The sequence below is a fragment of the Bacteroidota bacterium genome (assembly GCA_016711505.1).
GTDB lineage: Bacteria > Bacteroidota > Bacteroidia > AKYH767-A > 2013-40CM-41-45 > JADKIH01.
Genome location: JADJSV010000002.1, coordinates 174,968 through 201,378 on the forward strand (window position 1 = coordinate 174,968; position 26,411 = coordinate 201,378).

The window sequence follows — 26,411 nt, forward strand, 5'->3', positions numbered from 1 at the left end:
ATCATCATTCTGAACTTATGAGAATATTAAAAAGAATCATCATCCTTTTCGTTATCGTCGCAAGTGCAATTGAAATTTCAAATGCACAAAAATTTGCTGTGATCAATGGAAAATTACCGCCATTGACAAATCCGGAACTTACGTTGCAGATCGATAAAAACCATCTGAGAAGAAAACCGGTTGTTATTCAAACAACGATTCAGAATAATCAATTCAGTTTTAAAGTTGAAGTTGACAGGGATTACATGATGGAATTGTCTAATCCTTCATTTCGTTTTCCACTATATGTTTCACCGGGTGATAGCATTGTTCTGGAATATATGGAACAGCCCTCCCAACTCATCGAAGTGAAAGGAAAAGGCTCTGTTGAAAATAAATTTCTTCAGGCCTTCTATACAAAATTTCAAAGTGATTTTACAGATTCAGTTTCGGATAACTTAGCATTGAATTCTTCTATCGATGGTTTTGAAAGCAGAATTTTTGCACAAAGAAAAACGTTGAACACATATTTCAAATCTGATCCTTCTTATCCATTATTCAGTGAGAGTTTTAAATCCTTTATTTCAAATTCCATTGAATATAATTACTGGAAACAACTTTTTGCTTATCCGATAGTGAATGCAAACAGCAGTCAGCAGATAATGACAGTTACTCCTTTACCCGGATTGATGCTTGCTGATTTTGACAAAGTGAAATATAATAGTCCGGGTGCTCTGATCAATGAGAGTTATCAAACTTTTCTGAAATATTATATTATCTATGAAACATCAAAAGCAAATGGCTTTAATAAATTTACTGACATGTCTGTTTCTGCTGACAGAAAGACCTCTGTTGCAAAGGAGAAATTGTCCGGTGAGGTATTGACTTATTGGCTTGCAAAATTTCTGACTGACGAATGCGAACGGATCAGTCCATACATGAGTAATAAGATCTTTGATGCACTAAAAGAATTTGACAAATCAAAAATCTATCAGGATCTGGCTCTTGAAATTTGCGGAGCTAAACTAAAAGAAAGTTCTAAAAAAGGTGATCCTTCTAAACAAGCAGTAGCCAAAGCCGAACCAAAGAGTGATGAATTAGATCTTACAACAATTGATGGAAAACCTTTTTCATTAAGTTCACTGAAAGGAAAAGTTGTATACATAGATTTCTGGGCAAGCTGGTGCGGGCCATGCAGAATGATGATGCCCTTCTCCAAACAATTGCATGATGGTCTGACTGAAAAGGAAAAGAAAAATATTGTTTTCTTATACATTTCAATCGATGCAAATCAGGAAGGCTGGAAAAAAGCAATGACTGATATGAAGATGGAAGGATTACAAGTTATTTCTCCCGGCAACTGGAGTTCGAAAGCTTGCAAGTATTATCAGATCAACAGCATTCCGCGGTATATGATCATGAGTAAGTCGGGAGAGATTGTTGATTTTAATGCTAAGCGACCCAATGATCCGGCTTTATTGGATGATCTCCGAAAATTATCTGAAATAACTATAAACAGTGCCTTACAGCGCTAGTGTAATTGTGCATTGCAAAGGTAAATTCGGACATTTAGAAGAAAAAGCGCGATCTTTGCGGCAACTTATAGGGTAAATAAGTGTTTTACCCAGATCAATATGCCTTTATTTAAGTCAATTTTCAATTTGATTTGCTGCCTTTTTCTAATTCAAAAAGGGGTGGCACAGACGAACCCTGTTGCGCAACAGATTCCACTTTCTCAGGACTTTGGGAATTTGTGGTTCAATTCTGCACCTACAGGTTTTGCAGTCTGGAAGGTTTCAGGAGCTCCCTCAACTTCATTGCTATCAGCGGCAAATAGTATTGCCAATGGTGATGAAATAATTGATACTGCTACGGTAGTAAAAAGTCCCGGTAAAGCGTATGGTTATTCAGGAGTCGGAGTAGGTGGGGTAAATGTTAATAATGGCCAGCTCTATATTCAGACGAGTTCAACTTCAAGCGGTTCGGATCAACTTATTCTTGCAATTAACACTTCGGGATTTTCCAACATCCGGGTATCTTATGAAGTTGAAATGATAAATCCTCAGCTGAAAAAACAGGAATTGTTTTTCAATATCGCATAGGAACTACAGGTTCCTGGACAATTATTGATTCTTCTTACAATCACAATAGCGCAGATAAGTTGCAGAATCAGATCGATTATTTTGTGAATCTTTTATTAGGAAGTGCAGCAGATAATCAAAGTGTTGTTCAATTGCGTTGGGCAACTTCAAGAGAAGCGACACCATTAGGAGCAGGTTCATGTGGACTAGCATTTGACAATATTATTGTCAGTGGAGATCCGGTTACGACTCCATTATATTTCAGATCAGTCGCTTCAGGTAACTGGAATAATGTTAGTACATGGGAATCTTCTCCTGATGCACTTACATGGTCACCTGCAATTAATTTTCCTTCTGCTGCCGATAGAAACATTCAGATTCGATTTCCACATACGGTAAGTACATCCGGTTTAAATAATCTTGTTATCGATGAATTGACAATTGATGCTGGTGCTACAATGGTAAATGCATTCAATACTGCATTGGCAATTGAAGACGGACCTCAGGCGATTGAGTTAAATGTAAACGGAACTTTCGAAGATTCAAGTAGCGTTTCAGTAGTTTGGGTAAACACTTCACGCTGGCAAATGGGTGTTACCGGAACTTACATTAAAACCTACAATACAAACAGTACTAACTGGCAGTTGAAATATTATAATGGAATAGCCACTATACCTGCAACATCAAACTGGATCTGCAGAAAAGCTGTCGGTTCTTCAATTGAACCGAGCATTTCAACTACCAATGGCGGACCACGTTTCCCGCAAGCCACGTATGGAAATTTATACATTGAAAACAATTCCGGAACATGGAATGCCAATACGCTTTGTCGTTTTTCCGGATCGAACAATGCACCATTAATAAAAGGAAATTTTTACATCGGTGGAAATGGAAGTGGAACAGTTAGTTTTCTTTCATCTAACACTTTTACGCTTCCAATAAAAGTTGTCGGTAATATTGTGATTGCATCAGGAAGCGCTTTGCGAAATGAAGGGACAGGATTCGAAATTCAAGGTGATCTGATCTGTAATGGAATTCATTCTTATGGATCGTCTGCTTCTTTGCTTTTATTCAGTGGTAATAATATTCAGACAGTTTCCGGTACAGGAAGCATTTCTGTATGGAAAACAGAAATCAACAAGACGGCAAATGAACTTTATCTGGCAACAAATATTTCTGTTTACAATAGTTTAAGTCTGGTTAATGGAATTGTAAATACTGCAGTTACATCGACATTTATTGTTCAGGATAATGCGACTGCAATTAATTCCTCCAATTCGAGTTTTGTAAGAGGACCGATGAATAAGATCGGTAATGATGCTTTTATTTTCCCTGTAGGAAAAGGAAATTTGCTTCGTACAATTGGAATGGATGCAGGAACCGGTTTAGTAACGGATATGTTTTCTGCAGAATATTTTTATGTAGATCCACAAACAGTGTATGGTAACACACTTGATCCTTCTTTAGATCACATCAGTTCTTGCGAGTACTGGCTTCTGAATCAGAATACAGGAAATTCGCAAAGGAAAGTTACACTCAGTTGGGCAAGCAACAGTTGTGGTGTAACAAATATTTCAGATCTGAGAGTCGCAAGGTATAACAACTTGTTATGGGTGAATGAAGGCCATTTTGCAAGCGCAGGAAGTCTTGCGGCCGGAACTGTTACAAGTAATGTCACAACAGGCTTCGGTCCGTTTACTCTGGCATCAGCAACTCCTCAGAATCCATTGCCAATTGAATTGATTTCATTCACAGCAATTGTTGTGGATGATCATATAGAAACAGAATGGGTGACAGCAAGTGAGATCAATAATGATTTTTTTACCGTAGAAAAAAGCCGCAATGGAATTGATTTTTCTCCCGTTGGAATTGTAGACGGTGCAGGTAGCTCGACTTTGACATTAGAGTATGAATTGAAAGACGAAGGGCCTTATAACGGAATTTCGTATTACCGATTAAAGCAAACTGATTATGATGGAAAATTTTCTTACAGTCCTATTGTTGCAGTTAAGGTAAAACATTCTACTGCAGAGATCATTTCAGTACTTGCGCAAAAAGAAACCGGAAGCATAGAAGTGAAGATCAGTTTTGTTGAATCTTCTAATGCTAGATTGATCATTCAGGACGTCAACGGTAAAATTGTTTACGAAGTTGAAATTTCCGGTAATGCAGAAATTCTAACGTTGCCTGTTAATTTAAATATTTCATCCGGATTATATTTTGTTCGTCTTATAACCGCTAAAGAAAATTTAATTAAAAAATTCTATTACTGATTAAATTTCAAATTCAAGTTTACTGATTTTTGTATAAACGTGAATCTGTTCAATTCATCACCGGTGAATTCAAGAAACACAAGCTCTGCGATTTTATCTGCGCCTTTATCTGTGCAATCTGCGGGAGAAAACACATAGGATAAAATAGACACCACATTCTCGCAGAGAATTCTGCGGATTTTCTGCGGTAATCTGCGCAACTCTGCGGGAAATATTTAAGCGCAAGCATACTCGAGCAGTATCGCAGATCGTCAAAGTTAAACAAAACCAGTTTTGAGAAATTTATATTTCGCTCTTCAAATCATCACTGCTGAATTCAAGAAACACAAGATCTGCGATTTTATCTGCGCCTTTATCTGCGCAATCTGCGGGAGAAAACACACAGGATAAAATACAACTTCATTTCATTCTCGCAGTGAATTCTGCGGATTTTCTGCGGTAATCTGCGCAACTCTGCGGGAAATATTTAAGCGTAATATTTTTCACTCAACATTCATTTTTAAAAAGCAAAAAAAAATCCCGGCAGATACTCTACCGGGATTTTTTTATAATAAGATAAATTTACATCGCAAATTCAAGTTCGCCATTTTTAGCAGCTACTTTTTTTCGGAGCAACTTTTTTTGCTGTTCCTGCCTTGAAAGCAGTCTGAATTTTTCCAACGTAATCCAATTCTTCCCAAGGGAATAATTTAACAGAGATACGTTTTTCGTTTTTCTTGCCTTTATTGAAGATCTTCACTTTCGTTTCCGGCTTACGTCCCATATGTCCGTATGCAGCTGTTTCAAGATAGATAGGCGTACGAAGGTTGAATCGTTTTTCGATTGCATAAGGACGCATATCGAAGATCTGTTCAACTTTACGGGAGATCTCACCATCATTCAGGTCAACTTTAGCTGTACCGTAAGTGTTGATATATAATCCAACCGGCTGAGCAACACCAATTGCATAAGCAACCTGAACTAAGACTTCATCACAGATTCCTGCAGCAACAAGATTTTTTGCAATGTGTCGTGTAGCATATGCTGCAGAACGATCCACTTTCGAAGGATCTTTTCCTGAGAATGCGCCACCACCGTGAGCACCTTTTCCACCGTAAGTATCAACGATGATCTTACGACCTGTAAGTCCTGTATCACCATGTGGTCCACCGATAACAAACTTACCGGTTGGGTTCACATGATATTTAATTTTATCGTTGAATAATGCCTGTACACGTTTAGGCAATTTTTTCATGATACGTGGAATCAGAATATTGATCACATCATCTTTGATCTTCTTCAGCATCGCTGCATCTTTATCGAAGTCATCGTGCTGAGTAGAGATCACGATCGTGTCAATACGCAATGGTTTATGATCATCGCCATATTCAATCGTTACCTGCGATTTTGCATCGGGACGGAGATAAGTCATATGTTTGCTTTCGCGGCGAAGAGCAGCAAGTTCCTTCAGTAGCAAATGAGCTAACTCAAGCGGAAGCGGCATATAGTTGTCAGTTTCACGACAAGCATAGCCGAACATCATGCCTTGATCACCGGCACCTTGTTTCCATGGATCAGTTTTTTCAACACCGCGGTTGATGTCAGCAGATTGTTCATGGATAGCAGAAAGGATGCCGCATGAATCAGCTTCAAACATATATTCGCTGCGAGTATAACCGATCTTGCGGATTACTTCGCGGGCAATTTCCTGCACGTCGAGATAAGCCGAAGATTTTACTTCGCCGCCCAGTACAACCTGGCCTGTAGTTACTAATGTCTCGCACGCAACTTTAGAAGTTGAATCATACGCGAGGAAATGATCGATTAACGCATCAGAGATCTGATCTGCGATCTTGTCCGGATGGCCTTCGGAAACAGATTCAGAAGTGAACAAATAAGACATGTTTCTTATGAAAGATTTTTGGTTAGAGAATAATTCTTCAAGGGAAAAGGGACAAACGGAAATAAAATTGCCTTAGCATTTTTTTTACCGTGGTTGCAATATCCCATAGGGACCAAATCCTTCCACCTTTGGCTGCAAAAGTAGGAAAATATCAGTATTACAATACAAATGAACTATTTTTTTTGAACAAGATTACCCTTAAAACAGCTTTAAAATCACTGATTCTTGCCATTGTAGAATATAGTTGTTGTATTGTTCCCGACTTCGTACTTGAGTACGTTTCCGATATAGTCGTAGCTATTGACATTTTCATAGCTGGCAGTATAGGTCGTTCCCTTATGAAAAAGCATCAGATTTCCATTGTCTCCGATCCAGGCAATGCCGTCATTTCCTATCTGAAAATTCGCGGGTGTCCAGCTTTGCAGGACGGTAGATTTTCCATCATAATAAACGTTGAAGTTATTATTATAACTGTAAACAATAGTGTTTCCTTTCACCTTAAAAAAATCAGGGCGATCAGAAAGAATTTTAAATGTAGAGCCATTTTCAAAAACACGGAAGTTTCCTAGTTGATCCACATAAGCCATATTTGCAAAACCAACTTTGAATGAATCAGGTGGAAAAGTTTCAACCATAGCTGTGTCACCATAGTAAAAGAGATGAAACTGTTGCAGGTAATTATCTACATAAGCCACAAGATCTCTTCCTGCTGCATATGCCAATGGTGCAACGTTATCAAGTTGTTTCAATTCTCCGTGATAAAATACATTGAAGTAATCCGATTGATTTACCCATGCAATAGTGTTAGCACCGGTCTTGATCGATTTAGGTTTATCGAGGTAGGAATCTTCCAGGTCTACAACCTTGCCATTGTAATAAGCATTGAAAGTATTTTTTGAATCGTCAAAATAAGCAAGCAGACTATCGTTCACTGCCATGATCGAGTTGTAATAGCACAATGTTTTTTTCTGTCCACGGTCAAATGCATAAAGAACGTTTCCAACTTTAAATGCAATCAGGTAGTCAGTAACATCGTATTGAAAATCTGCAGCATTTACCATGCTTATAGTTGCACCATTAGAATAAATTTTAAAATCATTTTTGTTGTCAATATAAGCAACACCCGCAGCGCCATATTTATAATCTTTCACAGGCAAATATTCCAGCTGTTTGTACATCCCTCCATCAAACACCTGCAAATTGCCTTTGTAGTCTGTATAAGCAGCCACATTCTGTGAATTCGATTCAGATCTAAATCCAAAAACAAATGTCGCCACCCAACATAGAAAGAATACTTTTTTATTTTTTTTCATTTTCACTTCTTTTTACTTCATTCCACTTCATTCCACTTCATTCCACTTCATTCCACTTCATTTCACTTCATTTCCGAGTCAGTTCCTGAAACACATCCTCCAGCCTCTGTTCTTCCACCTGCAATGAAAGCGCAGTCAGATTATTCGCTACTGCCCATTTGAAGACCGCTCCACGTACAGAAAGATCATTCACTTTAAGTCGCCAGTTGTTTCCTGAAATGTTTTCGCAAGCGGTCACGCCATCAATTGATCGGAGTTGATTTGCGGAAACTGCCTGATCAAATTCAACAAGAATTATTTCTCCGCTCACTCTGCTTTTCTGTAAAACACTTGTATTTTCATTGGCAACAATTTTTCCTTTGTTTATAATGATTACTCTGTCGCAGATTGCTTCTACTTCCTGCATAATATGCGTAGATAAAACAACTGTCTTTTCTTTACCGATTGATTTGATCAACGCTCTTATTTCAGTAAGCTGATTTGGATCGAGACCCGAAGTTGGTTCGTCAAGAATAAGAACTTTTGGGTCATGTATCAATGCCTGTGCAAGTCCCACGCGTTGACGATAACCTTTTGAAAGAGCGGCAATTTTTTTGTTTTGTTCAACAGTCAGTCCTGTAAGTTCAATCAACTCTTTTATCTTCGATTCCTTTTTACCTTCAAACTTATATACTCCGCAAATGTAATTCAGATATTCTTTTACGTACATCTCCGGATATAGTGGATTATGTTCAGGAAGGTATCCAACGATCTTTTTTACATCAATTGATTGTTCGGTAACATCAAATCCGCACACAGAAACCGCGCCTGATGTTTGCGGAATGTAACATGTGATGATCTTCATCATCGTAGATTTCCCGGCTCCATTGGGACCAAGAAACCCAATGACCTGTCCGCTGTTGATCTCAAACGATACATCGTCCAGTGCCTTTTGTGTTCCGTAAATTTTTGTAATGTTTTTTACTGAGATCATTATGTTATTTAAATGAATTGATGCAATGACAAAACTAAGGTTTTTAATTGAATTCTTATTGGAGAATAATACGGGAAAAGTGATTAAAACATGAATATGATGGTGTGTAAAATTTCATTATTTTAGCATCATGAAATTATTCTTTGTATGTCTTTGTTTGATCGTTTTCAATTCTTGTCGTCATGATAACAGTTTAGAAAAAGCGCCGAAAGAGGAGTTTGATTTCTTGTTCCTTTCTCATACCTATGTACGTGGTGGCACACATATGGATATTGATCCGCTGATCAAGGAAATTGATTTCAATGATTATGATCTTCTCATGCTTGGAGGAGATTTGCTTGAACACACAACACAATATGCAGATACTTTTGAATGGGTAAATTCAATTTTTAAACTTGACCAACCAAAAACATTGTGGGCATTGGGTAATCATGATTATGACAATGTCCAGAGCATTCGTGATAAAATTGGTGGACCTCAGTATTTTGCCAAGTATTTTAAAGGAATCACTTTTCTTGTTCTGGATACGCAAGACAGTTTGAGTAATTTTCGTGCTGACCAATTGGAACTGATAAAAAATGTAACAGATACGATCCTGGAGTCTTCTCATCTGATTGTGTTGATGCATAAACTAGTATGGATGGTTGATGGTGGCCTTCTGGAGACAATGGTTGATTCAGTTTGCAATGGTGGCCTTGGTACATGCTTCTATTGTAATAATCCGAACAATTTCTATTCTAATGTATATCCAAGATTAGTAGCAGTAAAAAACAGAGGGATTGGCGTACTTTGTCTGGGTGGCGATATCGGATTGAGTGTTCAAAAATATGAGCATGTCAGCAATGAAGGGATTCGATTTGCTGCGACAGGTTTATGTTCCGGATGTGCTGTGAATTATGGAATGCGGTTCAAGTGGATTTCATCTGCAAATGAACTGAGTTATGAGTATGTGCTGATGACGGAGCTGGCGGAAGAGTAGATTTCGATATGGATTCCTTATTGTGTTTTTTACCGGGATTTTATGGATAGGAGGATTGCCGGGAAAAATGTCAGCACCTGGATTACTCTGATTGATGGATTTTTGGGATTGCTTTGCACAAAGTTCCACGAAAAATGTCAGAACCTGCATTTTGCTGATTGATGGATTTTCCGGATTATAATGTCACCACTTGGATTAGATTGATTGTTGGATTTTTTGGATTGCATTACTTGTAGTTTCGGGTAATCCTGAAATCCGAAAAAATGTCAGAACCGGGATTTGTCTGATTAATGGATTTTTTGAGATAGTATTTTCATAGTTCCGCGAAAAATGTCAAAGCTGGTTTTAAATGTTTGAATGATCATTTGGATTTTATGAGTCAGCTTTCGAAATCTTGATTCATAAAGAAAATGTTACAATTTGTACAATGAGTAAAATGTTGACAGGGAATTTTTAGAAGGAATTTTACCAAGATTTTATCGATTTCATGACAATCCATAACTATGGGCAATGAAATCCCGAAAATCCATCAATCAGACAAATCCAGGTTTATTTTGTTAATTTCGCCACTTACATGCAAGGAATAGTAATCAAATCAACCGGAAACCAGTACCTCATCCGACTCGATGACCAGCGCCAGATCATTGGGCGAATCAGAGGGAATCTCCGTTTGCAGGATTTTGAGGCGACGAATCCGCTAACGGTTGGTGACAGAGTTGAAGTTGACATCAACGATTTTGAAGGGGACTTACATTGGATAACAAGCCTTGTCAAACGGAAAAATTATATCATCCGTAAGTCAGTAAAACTTTCAAAGCAAGTACAGATCATTGCTGCGAACATCGACTTCGCCTTTGTAGTGGCTACACCGGTTCTTCCAAAGACATCATTAGGTTTTATAGATCGTTTTCTTGCTACTGCAGAAGCTTATAGTATTCCGGGTGGAATAATCTGGAACAAAGCAGATCTCTACGAGGAAGACATTCGTGAATTTCTTGCTGAAGTAAATGGCTTGTATGAATCAATAGGCTATAAAACATTTGTTGTTTCATCCTTCAGTGGTGAAGGCCTGAAAGAATTATCGGAAACCTTAAAAGACAAGATCAATTTATTCTCCGGACATAGTGGAGTAGGGAAGTCGTCGTTGATAAATAAACTGATTCCCACTTTGAGTCTTAAGACAGCAAAACTTTCAACACAACACATGAAAGGTACGCACACTACTACTTTTGCAGAAATGCATTTGTTGCCTTTCGGTGGATTCATAATTGATACTCCCGGCATTCGTGAATTTGGAACAATTGATTTCAATCCGAAAGAGATCTCTCATTTTTTTCCGGAGATCTTTCATGCAAGTAAAGGTTGCAAATTCAATGATTGTATTCATACAAACGAAAAAGATTGTGCTGTAAAAACTGCAGTTGAGTCAGGTGAAATTGCAATTAGCCGGTATGAAAGTTATCTGAGTATTCTAAGCGGACAAGATATTTTTAAATAATAGTATGCGTTGTGTGATCCAAAGAGTTTCTGAAGCATCTGTAACCATTGCCGAAAAAGTGAAATCGTCAATAGGATTAGGCTTATTGGTTCTAATAGGAATTGAAGAAACAGATAACGATGAAGACATTGAATGGCTGTGTGGAAAAATTTCAAAGCTGCGCATCTTCAATGATGAGGCCGGTGTTATGAATTGTTCGGTCATGGATATGAATGGCGAGATACTTCTTATCAGCCAATTTACATTACAAGCATCAACAAAGAAAGGGAATCGACCGTCATATCTAAAAGCAGCGAAACCTGACATTGCAATTCCAATCTATGAAAAATTTATTTTCCAATTGGAGAAAGAAACAGGAAAGAAAATATTAACCGGTGAATTCGGGGCAGATATGAAAGTGCGGTTATTGAACGATGGTCCGGTAACAATTATCATAGATTCAAAGAACAGAGAATGAATTCAGAAATTACTTTGACCCAGGCTCAGCAAAAAGTTGATGAGTGGATCAAGACCTATGGTGTTCGTTATTTTAATGAGTTGACGAACATGGCCATCCTTACTGAAGAAGTTGGTGAGGTTGCACGCATAATGGCTCGAACATATGGTGAGCAATCGTCAAAAGAAAGCGACCTTAAAAAACAATTGCCTGATGAATTAGCGGATGTGCTTTTTGTTTTGATCTGCATTGCAAATCAGACCGGCATAGATCTTCAGGAAGCATTCATAAAAAATCTGGAAAAGAAAACTAACAGGGATTCCGATCGGCATTCAGGCTTAAGTGAAAAATAAAAAATAAAACACTAAGTTCACTAAAATTTATCACAAGAGCACTTATTAGCATTTTATTCCACTTCATTCCACTTCATTCCACTTCATTCCACTTCATTCCACTTCATTCCACTTCATTCCACTTCATTTCACTTCACTTCACTTCATTCCACTTCATTCCACTTCATTCCACTTCATTCCACTTCATTTCACTACTACTTACTTCTTTTTCTTTTCCTCCTGAAAATAATATCTGAGATCAACAGTCAAATAACTTCCCACAATAAAATTCACTGCTCCGACATCTTTACCTCTGTAAGTATATCTGGCTTTGTCAACGTAGATGTATGAAAATGGCCGGTGATAGGAAGCACCCAGGTAGACTGTTCCACTGTTCTTTGTTCGATATTCAAATCCTACATTTCCATTTATTGCCGGATTGAAAACCTGTTTTCTCGATGCTACATGTGTGAAATATTCATCATATGTCAAAATGCTGCTTGCAAACATATCGCATGAAGGTCCAAGTGAACCGCTTGCATAAATATTTTCACTCACACGCGTAAAGAACATTGCTGTAAGTGGAATTTCATATCCAATTATTCTGAATTCTGAATTTCCCTGAAAGTCGCCATCTGTAAAACCAAGTTCAAATTTTCTTTTAACGTAATTAATGCCGCCTTCAACCGCAATAATATTTGTAAATTGATGCCTTATGATCAATCCAAAACTGAAGCCGGAAGTAAGTTGATTTTTAAATTGAACGCCGCTGAAATCATTAGTCAAAGGACCCGTCCCCAGAAAATCGATTGGGAAAATAGGTTTGTACTGGATACCAACAGTTGTCAGACTTTTCTGTGCAAAGAGTGTGGAGCCGCAAAGGATCAGGCAACAAAAAAAAATACTCTTTGTAATAAATTGCATACAGATTATTGATTAGAAACTTTTTTCAGTTTGTCCAGATAACTCATAAAAGCGATCCAGTATTCCTGATTACCAGGTGTTGAAGGCCATAAAACTTTTGACCCGTGTTCTCCAAGTGAGTTTGGTAAATACTGAATCTTTAAACGGGAGTTAACATCTTTCAGAAGGTCAGTAACAGCATTCGCTTCTGCTTTTGAAGATGTGGCAAACACAGGCTTCATAAGTGTTTTGATATTATTACCGATATAATTTTTATCAGTAAAATATTCTCCGGGACTAAAAACTGCTGCAGCCATGATTTTATTGTTTGACGCAGCAATTTTCATTGCTAATGATGCTGAATAACTGCTTCCAACGATGATTATTGGTTTTTTATATTTTTCAAATAGAAAATCAACTGCTGCGATGATGTCTTGCTCAGCATCTTCAAATATTGGTTGCAAATTCTTTGCTTTTGCAGCATCTGCCGTTTCATTTGCAATGCTGTTAGTTGTTTGGCCAACTCTTTGGTCCACTGCCAGACAATTGAATCCGAATTTATTCAGACGTAGAGCGGTCTCGCTATATTCGCCACGGCTTGAATTGTTTTGATGACAAAGCAAGATCACAGGCAGGTCGCTGCTTACAGGATACCAGTCAGCAGTTACCTTTAATCCGTCTTTTGCGGGAAAGGTAACTTTCAATTGAGCCGAGATCGTCTGAATTGAAAAAACGAAAGCAATTAACAGTAGAACTTTTTTCATGTGGAGGTCTTGAATGAGGTGGCAATATAATAAAATCCTGTTGGTGCTTTGTCAATCGGTTATGTAAGTTTTTGACTATGCTTTGTTATTTGTCTTTGTTCTTTTAAGGTCCGATTTATGGAAAAATGTGATCCGGTACTCATGTCTTAAAATCAAACGTTATGAACAGAACTCGCTTCCCTTACGAAGATCTGATCTTCGAAAACCGTAACAAGGCCTATGGCGCCTATGATCTGAGAGTAAATTACGAAGTAAATTTGATGAAGGCTTTTTTTATTGGCCTTGGATCACTTACAATAATTTCAGTAATGATTTATTGGATAAACAGACCCGGCATTTCGGAAATTATATTTAAAGAAAATTCTAAAATAGTCCTCACAGAAAATTTTGTCATACAGCCTGATAAAATTGAAGCGGTAATTCCGGTCCAGACGCCGAAGAAAACACGAACGATAGCTCCACCTTCTCCACCCATTGATCCAAATGTTTTCCAAATGGTAAAGGGGGCAATTGAACCTGCGGTCACGCCATTGGATCCACCTGTTCCACCAGAACCTATCGGGCCAATTTCAGGAGGGGAGCCGGGAGGTGATCCGACGAATACTTTTGTCAATGCAGCTATTGCTGGAAATGGAAAAAGTTCCGGTCCGGTGATTGTGAGCAGTGCTGTAGTAGATAAGCAACCAATGTTTCCCGGAGGTATTGAAGGCTTTTACAAATACCTTTCAAGACACATGCGTTTTCCGGATGCAGCGAGAAAAGAAGGAATTAGTGGAAAGCTATTTGTTTCCTTCGTTATCAATAAAGAGGGAAATCTGACTGAAATCGAATTTATTAAGAAAGCCGGCTTTGGAATGGAAGAATCTGTGATAGCAGTTTTAGAAAATTCACCGAAATGGACTCCGGGTCAGGTTGGCAATGAACAAGTGAATACAAAGATGATCCTTCCGGTCAATTTCAACCTCGTTCAATAAGTGTTTTTAGATTTCGTTTGACTAACAAACTAATGTTTAAAAATACAGAGTAGAGCAAGTAGGCAGGGGATGGTTCTCAGTACTTTTGCTAGCTACTCAAATAGCATTCTATGACAGGATTTATCTTACAGATTACACAAACCGGCACAATGGCTGCTGACAGTTTAAACAGAGCAGCGACGACGATGACACCACCCGTTGAGCAATCAATATCGTTGTGGGAAATGGCAGAAAAAGGCGGGCCGATTTTAATACCGATCGCTATACTTTCAATTGCTGCATTCTATATATTCTTCGAAAGATATTTTACGATCCGTAAACTATCGAAAGTAGATAGAAATTTCATGAATCAGATCCGTGATTATGTTCACAGCGGAAATGTTGATGCAGCAAAAGCTCTTTGCAGAAATACAAACACGCCTGTTTCAAGAATGATTGAAAAAGGAATCATGCGTCTTGGAAAACCGGTAAAAGAAATTGAAGGTGCAATTGAGAATGTTGGAAAGCTGGAGATCTTTAAGATGGAAAAGAATATGAATATTCTCAATTCCATTTCCGGTATTGCACCAATGTTTGGATTCCTTGGAACGATCTTCGGAGTAATCAAGATCTTCTATCAGATCGCACAGCAAAATAGTTTGGAAATTAACACTATTTCCGGCGGACTATACGTTAAAATGATATCATCAGCATCCGGATTATTGGTTGGTATGATCGCTTATGCAGCTTATCACTATCTGACATTTATGATCGACAGAGTGATCAACAAAATGGAAGTAAATGCTGTTGAGTTTATCGATTTATTAGAAGAGCCTGTTAAAGGATAATATAAAAACAAAAAGTCATGAATTTAAGACGAAGAAGTCGTGCATCAACTGAAGTGTTTTCCGCTTCATTGAATGACATTATGTTTTTCCTTTTGCTGTTCTTTCTGATCACTTCAACAATGGCAACACCGAATGTGTTGAAACTTTTGTTGCCAAATGCAAAGAGCAGTAATCAGGGTTTCAAACATCCGCTTACAATTTCTGTTACTGAAGATCTTCAGTATGCAGTAAACAATACTCCCGTTACACAGGATGAACTCGAGGCTACATTGACAGCAATGATCGCAGGTCAGCCTGATCCGACTGCATTGTTGAAAGTGGATAAAACAGTACAAGTACAAAATCTTGTTGATTTGCTTGACATCGGAAATCGTTTAAAGATCAAGATGGTTTTAGCAACACAAACATCAAAGAAATAAAATATGGATGCGAACATCCGTTCCCGCTCGGTGATCTTATCGATTGCTGTTCACGCTGGACTGTTTTTAGTTTTACTTTTCACAATGTTGAAGACACAGATTCCGCCGTTTCCTGAGCAGGGTGGAAGCGGAGGTGTGATCGTAAACATTGGGACAGTTGATGAGGCATCTGGTGATGTACAGCCAATGGCAGAAGTAATATCAAAGGATCCGGTCATTCAGAAAGTGCCGCCTGCAACTGCACCTGAAGAAGATGTCGCTACTCAGGATCTGGAAGAAGTAAATATTCCACCTGCAAAAAAAGTAGATGTAAAGAAAGATGTTAAGCCAACAAAGACCGATATAAAAAATACGACTAAGCCAGCAGAACCTGTTAAGACAGTTAATCCAAGTGCTATTTACCAGGGAAAAACTACTGCATCGAAATCTCAAGGCACAGGTTCAGGTACAGGTGATCAGGGTGATAAAAATGGTGATCCGCTTTCAAAGTATACAGGCAAAAACGGAAATGGTACCGGTGATGGTGGCGGAGAAGGAACCGGTAAGGGTGATGGAAGCGGTAAAGGAATTTCATTCTCACTTTCAGGAAGAAAATTAATTCGCACTCCACAGATCACCGATCAATCTCAGGAAACAGGAAAAGTTGTTGTCGACATCACTGTTGATAAAGACGGTAATGTTGAAACAGCAATCCCCGGAGGTCGTGGTTCAACTACTACAAGTGCATATCTTTTCCGTCTTGCAAAAGATGCAGCGAAGAAAGCAAAGTTTAATCCAAGCCCTGAGGGCGCGGATATTCAGAAGGGGACTATTTCGTTTGTATTCCTGGTGCAGTAAAACGCTTTGTGAAAATAAACACTAAGTTCACTAAAATTTGTCACAAGAACACTTATGATAATCATATCACTTGTGCTCTTGTGCTAAAAACTTAGTGAACTTAGTGTTTTATTTTTTTTTATTCAATGATGACCCGCGCACATTTAACTCCAACATCATCTTTCAAAGTTAAAATATAAATTCCTTTTTCAAATTCATCCATTGAAATCATAATCTTATTTTCGCCAGGATTCGAATTTATTTTCTTCTCAAATTTTACTTGACCCATTGCATTGCAAATTTCAATTATAGCAGTTGTTGAAACTACTGAATTATATTTCAAATTGAATTTTCCATTCACCGGATTAGGATAAACGATAAGATCATTTTTATTTTTAGAAGAATGTTCCGAAACGCCGATCACTTCTTGCAAATCACCCGATTTCATTCCCGTTCCAAAACTTGTTACCCAGATCTTTGTATGATCATACGGATTAAAGAAAACCCGTTCAGGTTGACGGAAAGGATATGATAATACATCTGTCCAGGTTGGGACCAGACTATTCATATCTTCCGAATACCACAAGCCTTGTATTTCAGTAGTCAGATACGCTTTATTCAAATTGTCCGGATCAAAGGAGATTGAAGTTACACGATCAAATTGTGAACCGGTTAACTTCGTCCAGCTACTTCCACGGTTTGTTGTTTTATACAATCCGCCTAATCCATTTGGTGCGCCGCCCCAGCCGCTGAATACACATACATACCATGAGTTTTGTGAAGGATCATTCGGATCGAGAACAATATCTTTTGTCCAGTAATGCATTCCCGGATCACTTACATCTGTCCATGAATTTGCAACCGGGTTATAAATAAAAACACCTGAGCTCGCAGTGAATGTACCGCCTGAATTTCTTCTTCCTGAATACGTACAAACAACTTTCCCATCCTGAAGTACTACTATACTTGCAGGATGACCTTCAGTACGCGGAGGATTTGTAAGCTTTGTCCATGTTGAAGATTGCTGATTATTCAAATCATTCGTCCAGTAAATTCCACCTTGCTGATTTCCCGGCGTTCCTCCATAATGAATGACGGAAGCATACATTCTGTTTTGATTATTCGGATCGATAGCTAACCAGAAAACAGGATGATTGAAAACAAAAAGATCACTCCACGAAGCACCACTGTCAGTTGAGAAAACTATTTTTCCATTGCTGTCGTTACCATCAAGTTGTGCATCTGCCAGTCGTGTGCTTTGATACATGTCATGAATGTTGGAACATGCAGCGTAAATTGTTCCTGAATTTCCTTTTTCAATTCTGTAAATTGAATTCACGGCAACACCGGTATATTGATATCCCCAACTCCATCCCATATCAGTACTTCTTATCAAACCGATATCGCTGAATGCACCAAGCATATTTGTTGGCGATGTCCATAACACTTGCCAGCTAGTAGTATTCTCAAGTCCGATACTGTGATAAGCGCGATGTTTTGGCGTAGGATTTCCGGCCGGATTTTCATCATCGTGATCGACATAAGCTTGTCGCCAGTTATTTCCGCCATCACTACTGATCTGTACATTGGAAAAATTACTGAAGATGACACGCGATGAATTGTTTGGTGCAACAGTTATTCCGAAACATGTTTCACTCCATCCGAAATTCTTATCGCCCTGATACCCTTCCCAGCCTGTTGTGATGTTTGCATTGTTTATTGTCTGATAGACTGATGACCAATTTGTCCCACCGGTAGTTGATCTTAAAACAAGCGGTGCTCCGTTTGCATCATCATTCCCGCCTAAGTAAATTGTATTCGCATCATTCCATGACATTGCAGCATACATTATAAAATCATTAGAAAAATTAATTCCTGAAGATCTGTCAACCCAGGTACCATTGGCATTGTCCATTGTGTAAACAGCTTTTGCAAATCCGTAATATTCCCAGGGCTTGATTCCATTGTAAGTGTCGCCAATATCTGAAGCAATGCAAGTGAATCGTGTTGTTCCGCCATTCTTTCCTCCTGCAAAATTCCAGATAACTTGTCCGGCAGTAATACCTGTTGTCGGCATTACCATAAATGAACTACCACCGTTTGATGAATGCAAAAGACCATCATTTGTTCCAATGTAAATGTCATTTCCATCAAAGAACACACCGCCAACAATTAATCCGGCGCCAAGAGAATTTGCAGTCTTCACTATATTGAAACTCGCACCACCATCATTAGAAATAAGAATCTGACCATATGCGCCAACAATAAATTGCGCCGGATTGTTGTAGTTTGCTTTTATGGAATAAGCAGAACCATAAATGTTGAGGTCATATGCGTTTATTGCAGTCCATGTGCTACCATTGTCAGTGGATTTTACCGGAAATTCATTGCTGCCATCATTTGATATATTGTAAGCAGTTTGTCCATCGTTGGTAAATTCAAAAGTTGAATTAGAAGAAACATTCAATTGACGGAAATCACTTTGCGAATAAGTCATTCCAAAATTAGTAGAATGAAATGATTGACTCATATCGCAACTGACATAAAATTCATCTTCATTTCCGGGATTGATTGTTGGAAAAAATAAAGCTCCACCGCCACCGATACCATGCGGATAAAATGCTACAGGTTGAGAAGAAACGGATAAGACAAGAAATAAAATTTGTCCAATGAGGAGTAGTTTAATTTTCATTTCACAGATTTTAATGTTAGAAAGGCAAATTGACGATAATTAAAGGTAATTATTTTATCATTTTGAAAAAGGTGAAAACACTTAAAATCATACACAATTACATGTTCAGCAAGAACCTAATTTTGGATACAGAATCAATTGATATTTGAGAATTAAATCAGGTTTAATTTCTAGGGTTTAATCTGCGTTGTGCCAATCTGAGGGAAAAATTTACCGCAGATCAGATTATGGCGCAGATAAACTCGCAGATCTTGGTCCAATTATGCAGAGCGTTTTATAAAACCTGGTATAATTTGAATTTTTGTCTGCGAGATTTGCGAGATCTGCGGGAAAATATTTATTGCAATATTTTTTCCCAAAGATTTCGCAGATAACGGAGATTTTATCGCAGAGTTTTAGTAATTTAAATCATGCCTTGGCATCAATTTTTTATATTGCATTATCTATGGGCCTGACCAAATACAAAGCAAAAAGAAACTTCAAGGAATCTCCTGAGCCTACGGGCGGAAAGTCAGACATTGAAAAACTACGATTTGTGGTTCAAAAGCACCAGGCTTCTCATCTCCATTATGACTTCAGACTTGAAATGGATGGAGTTTTGAAGAGTTGGGCAGTTCCCAAAGGCCCTTCAACCGATCCGGACGTAAAACGATTGGCAATGATGGTCGAAGATCATCCCTATGATTATAGAAATTTTGAAGGAATTATCCCAAGCGGATATGGAGCAGGAACTGTTATGGTTTGGGATGAGGGATTTTATGAACCATACGATAAAAAAATAACCGGGAAAAAACTTCAGGAGAAATCGCTTTTAAAGGACCTGAAATCCGGTAAACTGAAGTTTGTTTTAAAAGGGAAAAAACTAAAAGGGGAATGGGCATTAATTAAAGCTCATGGAAGAGGTGAGAATGGCTGGTTACTTTTCAAAATAAATGACAAATACGCTTCGACGGATGATGTCACTCTGAAAAAAAATAAATCTGTGATATCTAAAAAGACGATCGAACAATTGGAGAAATCATCAAAGAATTTTACGGCACAGATGAAAAAGCAGATAAAACGAAAAATGATTCACCGGTAAGAAAAAAGAAAAAAGCAAAAAAGACCGGGACTTCGAAAAAATCCGGTTCTGATAATGAGGATGAAATTGAAAAGAAAAATGTTGATGTAAAAGAAATTCTTGCAAAAGCAAAAAAGAAAAAATTTCCCGGATCAATTTCACCAATGCTGGCAACGCTTGTGGATAAACCTTTTGACCAGCCCGGATGGCTTTATGAAGTGAAGTGGGATGGTTATCGTGCCGTAGGTTTCCGGAATGGAAAGATCACAAATATAAAATCCAGAAATGATAAATCGTTTAATGAGAAATTCTATCCGGTAACTCAGGCGCTGAAAAACTGGAATGTGAATGCAATTGTTGATGGCGAAATTGTAGTTGTAAAAGAAACCGGAATTTCGGATTTTGGATCATTGCAGAATTGGAGAAGTGAAGCAGATGGTGATATATATTATTATGTCTTCGATTTACTCTGGTATGAAGGAAAAGATCTGACGCAACTTCCCTTGATTGAAAGAAGAGCAGTATTGAAATCAATTTTGCCAAATGATGGAATTATTAAATTAAGCGATGATTTTAATGATTCCGGTATTGATTTTTTTGCAGCAGCTCAAAAGATGGGTCTGGAAGGAATAATTGCAAAAAAATCGGATAGCACTTATGAGATCGGAAATAGAAGCAGAGACTGGCTGAAAATAAAAGCAAACAAGCGGCAGGAAATGGTAATAGGTGGTTATACTCTGAATGATGATTCAGGAAAATTATTCAGTTCATTACTGGTTGGTGTATTTGAGAAAGGAAAATTGATTTATACAGGTAAAGTCGGAACCGGATGGAATGTAAAGACTCAACAGGAAATGATGAAGGAATTCAAGCCTTTGATCACGAAAGAAATTCCATTTACTGAAACTCCTGACATAAATAAGCCAAGTCGCTTCAGACATGATCCACCGCATGCTACAGCAACCTGGCTTAAACCTAAACTTGTGTGCGAAGTAAGTTATACTGAAATGACAACTGATGGGGTGATGCGTCATCCTTCATTTCAGGGAATGCGAACAGATAAAAAAGCAACAGATGTGAAAAAAGAAAAAGCCATTCCGGTGAAGAAAGCAGTAAAGACTGCGAAAAAAAGTTTACCGAAAAAAGAGTCATCTAAAAAAACTTCGGTGAAAAAAGTTGCATCAAAAGAAATTGTAAAACCTGTTTCGAAAAAGGATCGTTCAACTTTTTTAAATCCGGGTGACGAGACGCAAGTAAGAAAAGTTAACGGACATGATCTGAAGTTTACAAATCTCAGCAAAATTTACTGGCCGAAAGAGAAGATAACAAAGCGCGACATGTTGAATTATTATTATCAGGTTGCGCCATACATATTACCTTATCTTAAGGACAGACCGCAATCAATGAATCGTCATCCGAATGGAATCACCGGTGAGAGTTTTTATTTCAAAGATGTGACCGGCACAGCTCCTGAATGGGCTGAGTTGTTTAAGTATAAAAGTCCGGCAGATGGAAGATTGCGCCATTATCTGGTTGCCAAAGACGAAGCAAGTTTACTTTACATGGCTTCATTAGGATGTATTGAAATGAATCCATGGCACTCCAGAGTAAAATCAGAAGATTATCCCGATTGGTGTATCATAGATCTTGATCCTGCTAAAAATACCTTTGATCAGGTAATTGAAGCGGCACGTGTAACGAATGACATTCTCGAAAGCATGGGAGTGAAGGGTTATCCAAAAACAAGTGGTTCAACCGGAATTCACATTTACATTCCTTTGGGAGCAAAATATACCTATGAGCAATCGAAAGAATTTGCCAGAGTGATCGTGAAACTTGTTCATCAGGAATTACCTAAGTTTACAAGTATAGAGCGAATAGTAAAAGCCAGAGGTGGAAAAATGTATCTGGATTTTTTACAGAACAGAGCGCAGGCGACAGTTTCTGCTCCTTATTCATTACGTCCTAAGCCCGGTGCAACAGTGAGTATGCCATTGCATTGGGATGAAGTGAAAAAGGGATTGAAGATGTCTGACTTTACCATCTATAATGCTCTTGAAAGAATAAAAAGTGAAGGCGATATTTTCAAACCTGTTCTTGGAAAGGGAATCAATCTGAAAAAAATTGTAGGATTATAACAAAAATATAAAACCGAATTATGAAAAACAGATCAAAAGGAAAACAGCTTACAAAATTTCAGGTGTTTAAAAAACTCTTATTAGGATTTTTAAAAAGGAAGAGGAATGCAAAGAAGTTTAAAGCTGCCTGATTTTGATGGAGAATTCAGGAAAGGGAAGTTTATATTTTTCAGGCACAAGTGGAATTCAGATTCCATTTCCGAAATATCTTTTTCCGAAAGAGCATGAAAGTTCATCACGACTGAAATTTTATTCTACACTTTTCAATAGTCTGGAAGTAAATAGTAGTTTTTATAAGTTGCATCGTGCTAAAACCTATGAGTCGTGGTCAAGTCAGGTTGGAGAGGATTTCAGATTTACATTTAAAGTCTGGAAGCAAATCACTCATAATAAAAACATGCAATTTGAACAGCATGATATTGTAAATTTCATGCGTAGTCTTGATTTATTAGGAAACAAAAAAGGTTGTCTGCTATTTCAGTTTCCGCCATCAACAGGAAAAGAGAATTTTAATCAGCTGAATTATTTATTAGATTCCATAAGAAATGAAAAGAGTTCTCTAGAATGGAAACTCGCAGTTGAATTCAGGAATTCATCTTGGTATAAAGAGGATGTATATGAACTATTGAAGTCGTATCATGCAAGTATTGTCCTGCATGACATATCAAAATCCAATCCGCCATTCCTTAGTTCAGAGGAAGATTTTATTTATGTCCGCTTTCATGGTCCTGCAGGAGATTACCGCGGGAGTTACACCGAAGCGTTTTTATTTGAGTATTCAGGATATATTAATGACTGGCTAGCAGAAGGTAAGACGGTTTATGTTTATTTTAATAATACTGCAGGTGAGGCTTTGAAAAATTTAGAAGAGTTAAATCGTATGATTATAAAATAAAGAAATCCGCCGAAGCGGATTTCTTTAAAATGATATGGTCAATTAAAGACCACCACTTTGTATTTTTTCCCCGCTATGAGCACGCCATTTTTCTTCGAAATATTTAGAGTCTTCGTCATTACGAGGATGAACACCCATAACGATCCGACCTTCTTTCACTCCTTGCTCATAAAGTTTCGCTCTGTCCTCAGGAATTCCTGAACCAACTAAGGCACCGATAATACCGCCTGTAATTCCACCAGCGCCTGCACCGGCAAGTCCTGCAGCTATTGGACCGGCAACAACAAGACCAAGGCCCGGAATTACCAGACTGGTTCCGATTGCGGCAATTACTCCGGCAATAGCACCAACGGTACCTCCGATTGCAGAACCTTTTCCTGCGCCTTCAGCAGCTTTGGTTCCTAATTCTGTATCGCGCATTTCTCCTGAGAAATGTTTTTTACGAGTATCATCAGACATCACTAGATTGATATCATCCTTCGTATAACCTCTTTCGTTAAGAGAGCTATATGCCTGCTCCGTACTTTCACGATCAGCAAACATCCCTGTCAGCATCTGACGGTCTGATCTTTTATCAGACATAGAATTGTTCTTTTCCATTTTTTATTTTTATTTATATGATTGAAAACATGCAAATTTGTTTTTGCATTACTTTATTTTATTTACTGCACTATCAGGAACCAGATACATATCTTTTTTGTCTGTAGCTTTTTTAGGTCTGGTATTTTCTTTTGGAGCTACCGGTTTCGTAACAGAAGTAGTATCTGATTTTGTATCTGATTTTGGCATTATAGTTTTTTGTTTCGGAGTCGTAGCAGGTTTTGTTTGCAAAGGTTCATCAGTCGGTGAACTCTGCATATCAGTTGATGGTTTTGTTCCCACTGATGTTTTGTCTTGCGGTGTAGGAGCAATTGCAGGTGCTGGCTTGCTGCCACTGTTAGCTTTTTGTGTTGGAGTAATTAAAACCTCAGTTCCGGGAGCCTGAGCAGGAACAGGTTTATTTTCTGAGTTTTGTTTTTCTGAAGGTGTATTCAGTGACCTGTCATTTAACATCACCGGATTTTTTTTGATATGATGTTCAGAAGAATCAGAGATCATATTTTTAGATGAATCCAGTTTCATAGAATCGGTCTGTGCCTTAAGACTTATTGCTGTAATACATACAATAATAAATGTGAATAGTGCTTTCATTTTTAAGAAGTTTTTGGGAATGATAGTTAAAAACGTGTGCCACATAAATGTGAGTAAATTCATTTACGTTTACTAAAAAAGTCAACGGACGTTGATCAATTCAGGATATTTGAACTTTGGCATTATCAAATCAAGAAAAAAATACACTTTTTAGTTTGTTGAATAGATAAAAAAATAAAAATCGATGAAAGAGGTAAATTACTTGTCCACCTTAACAATTTTCCGGCGAAAAATTTTATTTAGAATATGTAACTCAAAATAATAAATTCCAGGTTTAAAATTGACTAGATCTAACTCTGAATTTCTGGAAAGATTTCCAGACATAACGTTCCTGCCTAAATGATCAAACATTTTAAAGTCACCTTGAGCTTCTTCGCTTAACTTAATATAAAATTTATCTGTTGTAGGATTAGGATAAATTTCAAAATTAAAGTCCAAGTTCTCTAAGACGGAATTTGTTAAGCTGTCACAAATACTCCCTGCCACAGATCCCATTGAATAATCAGGATTGTTTGGAAGACCCCAATATGTACGTTTGCCACTAAGATAAAAACTATACATAGTAAAAATACAGCCTGAACCTAGAACGTTTGGATCATTGATCACGCTCAAATTCATGTTAAACTGATTATACATGGTATCGGCATAAGGATAGGTAATTACACCATTGTTCCATAATCAGACCAATAAATTTTATCATCTGGTGCGAGTCTTAATAACCCTGCATAATAAACGGGTGAATTAATTGTACTTAAGTGTATCCTTACTGGCAGCGATATTACTTGCTGTCAGATCATATTGAAACAAATATGAAGTGGTATCATTCTGACTCACATAAATAACATTCTCATTTGCAGAAAATGTAGAGCTTAACGTAATTGCAGAACCACCACCTCGTATACCTGAAATTACAATTGCATTAGAAAAGATACCTGTGCATCTGTCAAAATCGAAAAACTCAATCAATCCAGCATTAGTTGAAAATAATAATCGTGATCCGGATTTTGAAAACTGCATGTGACAAGCATTTCCCCATACTCTATTTCCGATTCCTTGCCTTGATTCTGCAATTCCGGAAGGTGAGATAAAATAAATCGTAAATATATTATCCCCAAGTGGATCACCGTTCCTGTCATCCTTTGTTATTAACCACCAATCCCTTCCATTGGCATGCTTTACTGCTGCAATTCCATCCCATCCTTGATATGGATGTATTTGAATATTTTTTGAGTAACTACTTTCCCTAGACCCTGATTTTCTTTCATATCAATTAATTGGAATAATATAATCCAAAAAGATGTCAGTATCGCCTGCAGAAAATAAACTGAGTGCAAATGCTGGATCTTGGAATGTATAATAAAAAGTTCATTGTACCAGGCTCTTCCAACTATAGAGTCTCCTTATCCATTATTTGGTTATTTATGTTGAAGACAAGTGTGGTTACCTGAATAACTTCCCAAAGTTCCTGCATAAAACAAAAGTTGTCCACTACTATCGGCAATAGAAGCACACGAGCCGCGTGTATCAAGCGCAGAGGTTAATGATATTAGATTTGATGTATCACTAAAATTGATCCCTGCGCTATCCCCAAAACACCAAAAGGAATTTTGCAATTGAGCAATCGCGGAATTATTTAGTAAAAAATTAAATATTATAAAAATGCGAGCTAAGAATCCTGCAGCTCAGCTTGCATTAATTTTAGAGAATAATCACCAATCTGACCACATTGAGAAATTACACTTTTCATCAGAAATTAAAAAAGTTTTAGACTTCTTAATTTAAAGTCATTAATGTTTATTTTGAATTTAATCAAATTATTGCTTTAACAAAGTATGCAATTTGTATGTATAATAAAAAAAGGCTTACAGGTTTAAACCTTGTAAGCCTTTGATCTTTAGTGTGGGAGCTACAGGGTTCGAACCTGTGACCCTCTGCTTGTAAGGAGGTAGCTAGTACTTGATTGTTGTTTATTGTTACTTTCCATTA

22 protein-coding genes and 1 pseudogene are annotated in these 26,411 nt (G+C 37.7%); 13 read left to right on the plus strand and 10 right to left on the minus strand.

Translation table 11 applies throughout. The annotated features are described in order from the left end of the window. Positions 1-17 precede the first annotated feature (17 nt). The 3 genes from IPL24_04310 to IPL24_04320 all read left to right on the plus strand — a co-directional run bounded on the left by IPL24_04310 (position 18) and on the right by IPL24_04320 (position 4,333). Positions 18-1,514: a redoxin family protein gene (locus IPL24_04310; protein MBK8362912.1), complete on the plus strand. Its 1,497-nt coding sequence runs from the start codon at positions 18-20 to the stop codon at positions 1,512-1,514. A gap of 159 nt (positions 1,515-1,673) precedes the next feature. Then, positions 1,674-2,081, plus strand: coding sequence for a hypothetical protein (locus IPL24_04315; protein ID MBK8362913.1), 408 nt, complete (start codon positions 1,674-1,676; stop codon positions 2,079-2,081). A gap of 59 nt (positions 2,082-2,140) precedes the next feature. Next, positions 2,141-4,333, plus strand: coding sequence for a T9SS type A sorting domain-containing protein (locus tag IPL24_04320; GenBank protein MBK8362914.1), 2,193 nt, complete (start codon positions 2,141-2,143; stop codon positions 4,331-4,333). Positions 4,334-4,922: 589 nt separating this feature from the next. On the opposite strand, the gene IPL24_04325 is transcribed toward IPL24_04320, so the two are convergent. From IPL24_04325 to gldA, 3 genes are all read right to left on the minus strand, one after another. Beyond that, positions 4,923-6,215: a methionine adenosyltransferase gene (locus IPL24_04325; protein ID MBK8362915.1), complete on the minus strand. Its 1,293-nt coding sequence runs from the start codon at positions 6,213-6,215 to the stop codon at positions 4,923-4,925. A gap of 215 nt (positions 6,216-6,430) precedes the next feature. Beyond that, the gene (locus IPL24_04330) at positions 6,431-7,528 is read right to left on the minus strand and encodes a hypothetical protein (GenBank protein ID MBK8362916.1); all 1,098 of its coding nucleotides are present in this window, start codon (positions 7,526-7,528) and stop codon (positions 6,431-6,433) included. Between the two features lie 67 nt (positions 7,529-7,595). Further along, positions 7,596-8,504, minus strand: a complete 909-nt coding sequence (gldA, locus tag IPL24_04335; protein ID MBK8362917.1) for a gliding motility-associated ABC transporter ATP-binding subunit GldA — start codon at positions 8,502-8,504, stop codon at positions 7,596-7,598. A gap of 127 nt (positions 8,505-8,631) precedes the next feature. Between gldA and IPL24_04340 the strand changes: the two genes are divergently transcribed. From IPL24_04340 to IPL24_04355, 4 genes are all read left to right on the plus strand, one after another. Continuing rightward, positions 8,632-9,480: a metallophosphoesterase gene (locus IPL24_04340; GenBank protein ID MBK8362918.1), complete on the plus strand. Its 849-nt coding sequence runs from the start codon at positions 8,632-8,634 to the stop codon at positions 9,478-9,480. 574 nt (positions 9,481-10,054) lie between these two features. Continuing rightward, positions 10,055-10,978, plus strand: a complete 924-nt coding sequence (rsgA, locus tag IPL24_04345) for a ribosome small subunit-dependent GTPase A (GenBank protein ID MBK8362919.1) — start codon at positions 10,055-10,057, stop codon at positions 10,976-10,978. Between the two features lie 4 nt (positions 10,979-10,982). Further along, the gene (locus IPL24_04350; protein ID MBK8362920.1) at positions 10,983-11,435 is read left to right on the plus strand and encodes a D-tyrosyl-tRNA(Tyr) deacylase; all 453 of its coding nucleotides are present in this window, start codon (positions 10,983-10,985) and stop codon (positions 11,433-11,435) included. Beyond that, positions 11,432-11,767 (plus strand): nucleotide pyrophosphohydrolase, encoded by a 336-nt coding sequence (locus IPL24_04355; GenBank protein ID MBK8362921.1) that lies wholly within the window; start codon positions 11,432-11,434, stop codon positions 11,765-11,767. Before IPL24_04350 ends, IPL24_04355 begins: the two co-directional genes overlap by 4 nt. A 198-nt stretch (positions 11,768-11,965) precedes the next feature. Here the strand turns inward: IPL24_04355 and IPL24_04360 are convergent, their stop codons facing one another. Next, a complete protein-coding gene (locus IPL24_04360; protein MBK8362922.1) occupies positions 11,966-12,670 on the minus strand; it encodes a hypothetical protein in 705 nt (234 codons plus the stop codon). Positions 12,671-12,675: 5 nt separating this feature from the next. Continuing rightward, positions 12,676-13,413 (minus strand): alpha/beta hydrolase, encoded by a 738-nt coding sequence (locus tag IPL24_04365; GenBank protein MBK8362923.1) that lies wholly within the window; start codon positions 13,411-13,413, stop codon positions 12,676-12,678. Positions 13,414-13,574: 161 nt separating this feature from the next. On the opposite strand from IPL24_04365, the gene IPL24_04370 reads away from it, so the two are divergent. From IPL24_04370 to IPL24_04385, 4 genes are all read left to right on the plus strand, one after another. Further along, complete coding sequence (locus tag IPL24_04370) at positions 13,575-14,387, plus strand: energy transducer TonB (protein ID MBK8362924.1); 813 nt, start codon at positions 13,575-13,577, stop codon at positions 14,385-14,387. 110 nt (positions 14,388-14,497) lie between these two features. Further along, on the plus strand, positions 14,498-15,214 hold the full coding sequence (locus IPL24_04375; GenBank protein MBK8362925.1) for a MotA/TolQ/ExbB proton channel family protein: 717 nt from the start codon (positions 14,498-14,500) through the stop codon (positions 15,212-15,214). Between the two features lie 17 nt (positions 15,215-15,231). Then, a complete protein-coding gene (locus tag IPL24_04380) occupies positions 15,232-15,633 on the plus strand; it encodes a biopolymer transporter ExbD (GenBank protein ID MBK8362926.1) in 402 nt (133 codons plus the stop codon). A 3-nt stretch (positions 15,634-15,636) separates the two neighbouring features. Beyond that, positions 15,637-16,470, plus strand: coding sequence for a cell envelope integrity protein TolA (locus IPL24_04385; protein MBK8362927.1), 834 nt, complete (start codon positions 15,637-15,639; stop codon positions 16,468-16,470). A gap of 118 nt (positions 16,471-16,588) precedes the next feature. Here the strand turns inward: IPL24_04385 and IPL24_04390 are convergent, their stop codons facing one another. Continuing rightward, positions 16,589-19,141 carry a T9SS type A sorting domain-containing protein gene (locus IPL24_04390; GenBank protein MBK8362928.1) on the minus strand — a complete coding sequence of 851 codons (2,553 nt, stop codon included), beginning with the start codon at positions 19,139-19,141 and terminating at the stop codon, positions 16,589-16,591. A gap of 445 nt (positions 19,142-19,586) precedes the next feature. Here IPL24_04390 and ligD point away from each other — a divergent pair. Both ligD and IPL24_04400 read left to right on the plus strand, forming a co-directional pair. Next, positions 19,587-22,339, plus strand: a pseudogene (gene ligD, locus IPL24_04395) (DNA ligase D). Between the two features lie 136 nt (positions 22,340-22,475). Next, entirely contained in the window at positions 22,476-23,234 is a 759-nt protein-coding gene (locus IPL24_04400; GenBank protein ID MBK8362929.1) for a DUF72 domain-containing protein, read from the plus strand. A 42-nt stretch (positions 23,235-23,276) separates the two neighbouring features. Here IPL24_04400 and IPL24_04405 read toward each other — a convergent pair whose 3' ends face one another. From IPL24_04405 to IPL24_04420, 4 genes are all read right to left on the minus strand, one after another. Next, entirely contained in the window at positions 23,277-23,834 is a 558-nt protein-coding gene (locus tag IPL24_04405; GenBank protein ID MBK8362930.1) for a hypothetical protein, read from the minus strand. 48 nt (positions 23,835-23,882) lie between these two features. Next, a complete protein-coding gene (locus tag IPL24_04410; GenBank protein ID MBK8362931.1) occupies positions 23,883-24,425 on the minus strand; it encodes a hypothetical protein in 543 nt (180 codons plus the stop codon). 198 nt (positions 24,426-24,623) lie between these two features. Then, positions 24,624-25,031: a T9SS type A sorting domain-containing protein gene (locus IPL24_04415; GenBank protein ID MBK8362932.1), complete on the minus strand. Its 408-nt coding sequence runs from the start codon at positions 25,029-25,031 to the stop codon at positions 24,624-24,626. A 135-nt stretch (positions 25,032-25,166) separates the two neighbouring features. Next, a complete protein-coding gene (locus IPL24_04420; GenBank protein ID MBK8362933.1) occupies positions 25,167-25,442 on the minus strand; it encodes a hypothetical protein in 276 nt (91 codons plus the stop codon). Positions 25,443-26,411: the final 969 nt, after the last annotated feature.

Coding starts and splice junctions, on each gene's coding strand:
- IPL24_04405 (MBK8362930.1), bottom strand. CDS start 23,834: ATGGAAAAGAACAATTCTATGTCTGATAAAAGATCAGACCGTCAGATG.
- IPL24_04420 (MBK8362933.1), bottom strand. CDS start 25,442: ATGCAGTTTTCAAAATCCGGATCACGATTATTATTTTCAACTAATGCT.
- IPL24_04340 (MBK8362918.1), top strand. CDS start 8,632: ATGAAATTATTCTTTGTATGTCTTTGTTTGATCGTTTTCAATTCTTGT.
- IPL24_04390 (MBK8362928.1), bottom strand. CDS start 19,141: ATGAAAATTAAACTACTCCTCATTGGACAAATTTTATTTCTTGTCTTA.
- IPL24_04375 (MBK8362925.1), top strand. CDS start 14,498: ATGACAGGATTTATCTTACAGATTACACAAACCGGCACAATGGCTGCT.
- IPL24_04360 (MBK8362922.1), bottom strand. CDS start 12,670: ATGCAATTTATTACAAAGAGTATTTTTTTTTGTTGCCTGATCCTTTGC.
- IPL24_04380 (MBK8362926.1), top strand. CDS start 15,232: ATGAATTTAAGACGAAGAAGTCGTGCATCAACTGAAGTGTTTTCCGCT.
- IPL24_04330 (MBK8362916.1), bottom strand. CDS start 7,528: ATGAAAAAAAATAAAAAAGTATTCTTTCTATGTTGGGTGGCGACATTT.
- IPL24_04350 (MBK8362920.1), top strand. CDS start 10,983: ATGCGTTGTGTGATCCAAAGAGTTTCTGAAGCATCTGTAACCATTGCC.
- IPL24_04325 (MBK8362915.1), bottom strand. CDS start 6,215: ATGTCTTATTTGTTCACTTCTGAATCTGTTTCCGAAGGCCATCCGGAC.
- IPL24_04400 (MBK8362929.1), top strand. CDS start 22,476: ATGGAGAATTCAGGAAAGGGAAGTTTATATTTTTCAGGCACAAGTGGA.
- IPL24_04310 (MBK8362912.1), top strand. CDS start 18: ATGAGAATATTAAAAAGAATCATCATCCTTTTCGTTATCGTCGCAAGT.
- IPL24_04370 (MBK8362924.1), top strand. CDS start 13,575: ATGAACAGAACTCGCTTCCCTTACGAAGATCTGATCTTCGAAAACCGT.
- IPL24_04365 (MBK8362923.1), bottom strand. CDS start 13,413: ATGAAAAAAGTTCTACTGTTAATTGCTTTCGTTTTTTCAATTCAGACG.
- rsgA (MBK8362919.1), top strand. CDS start 10,055: ATGCAAGGAATAGTAATCAAATCAACCGGAAACCAGTACCTCATCCGA.
- IPL24_04355 (MBK8362921.1), top strand. CDS start 11,432: ATGAATTCAGAAATTACTTTGACCCAGGCTCAGCAAAAAGTTGATGAG.
- IPL24_04385 (MBK8362927.1), top strand. CDS start 15,637: ATGGATGCGAACATCCGTTCCCGCTCGGTGATCTTATCGATTGCTGTT.
- IPL24_04410 (MBK8362931.1), bottom strand. CDS start 24,425: ATGAAAGCACTATTCACATTTATTATTGTATGTATTACAGCAATAAGT.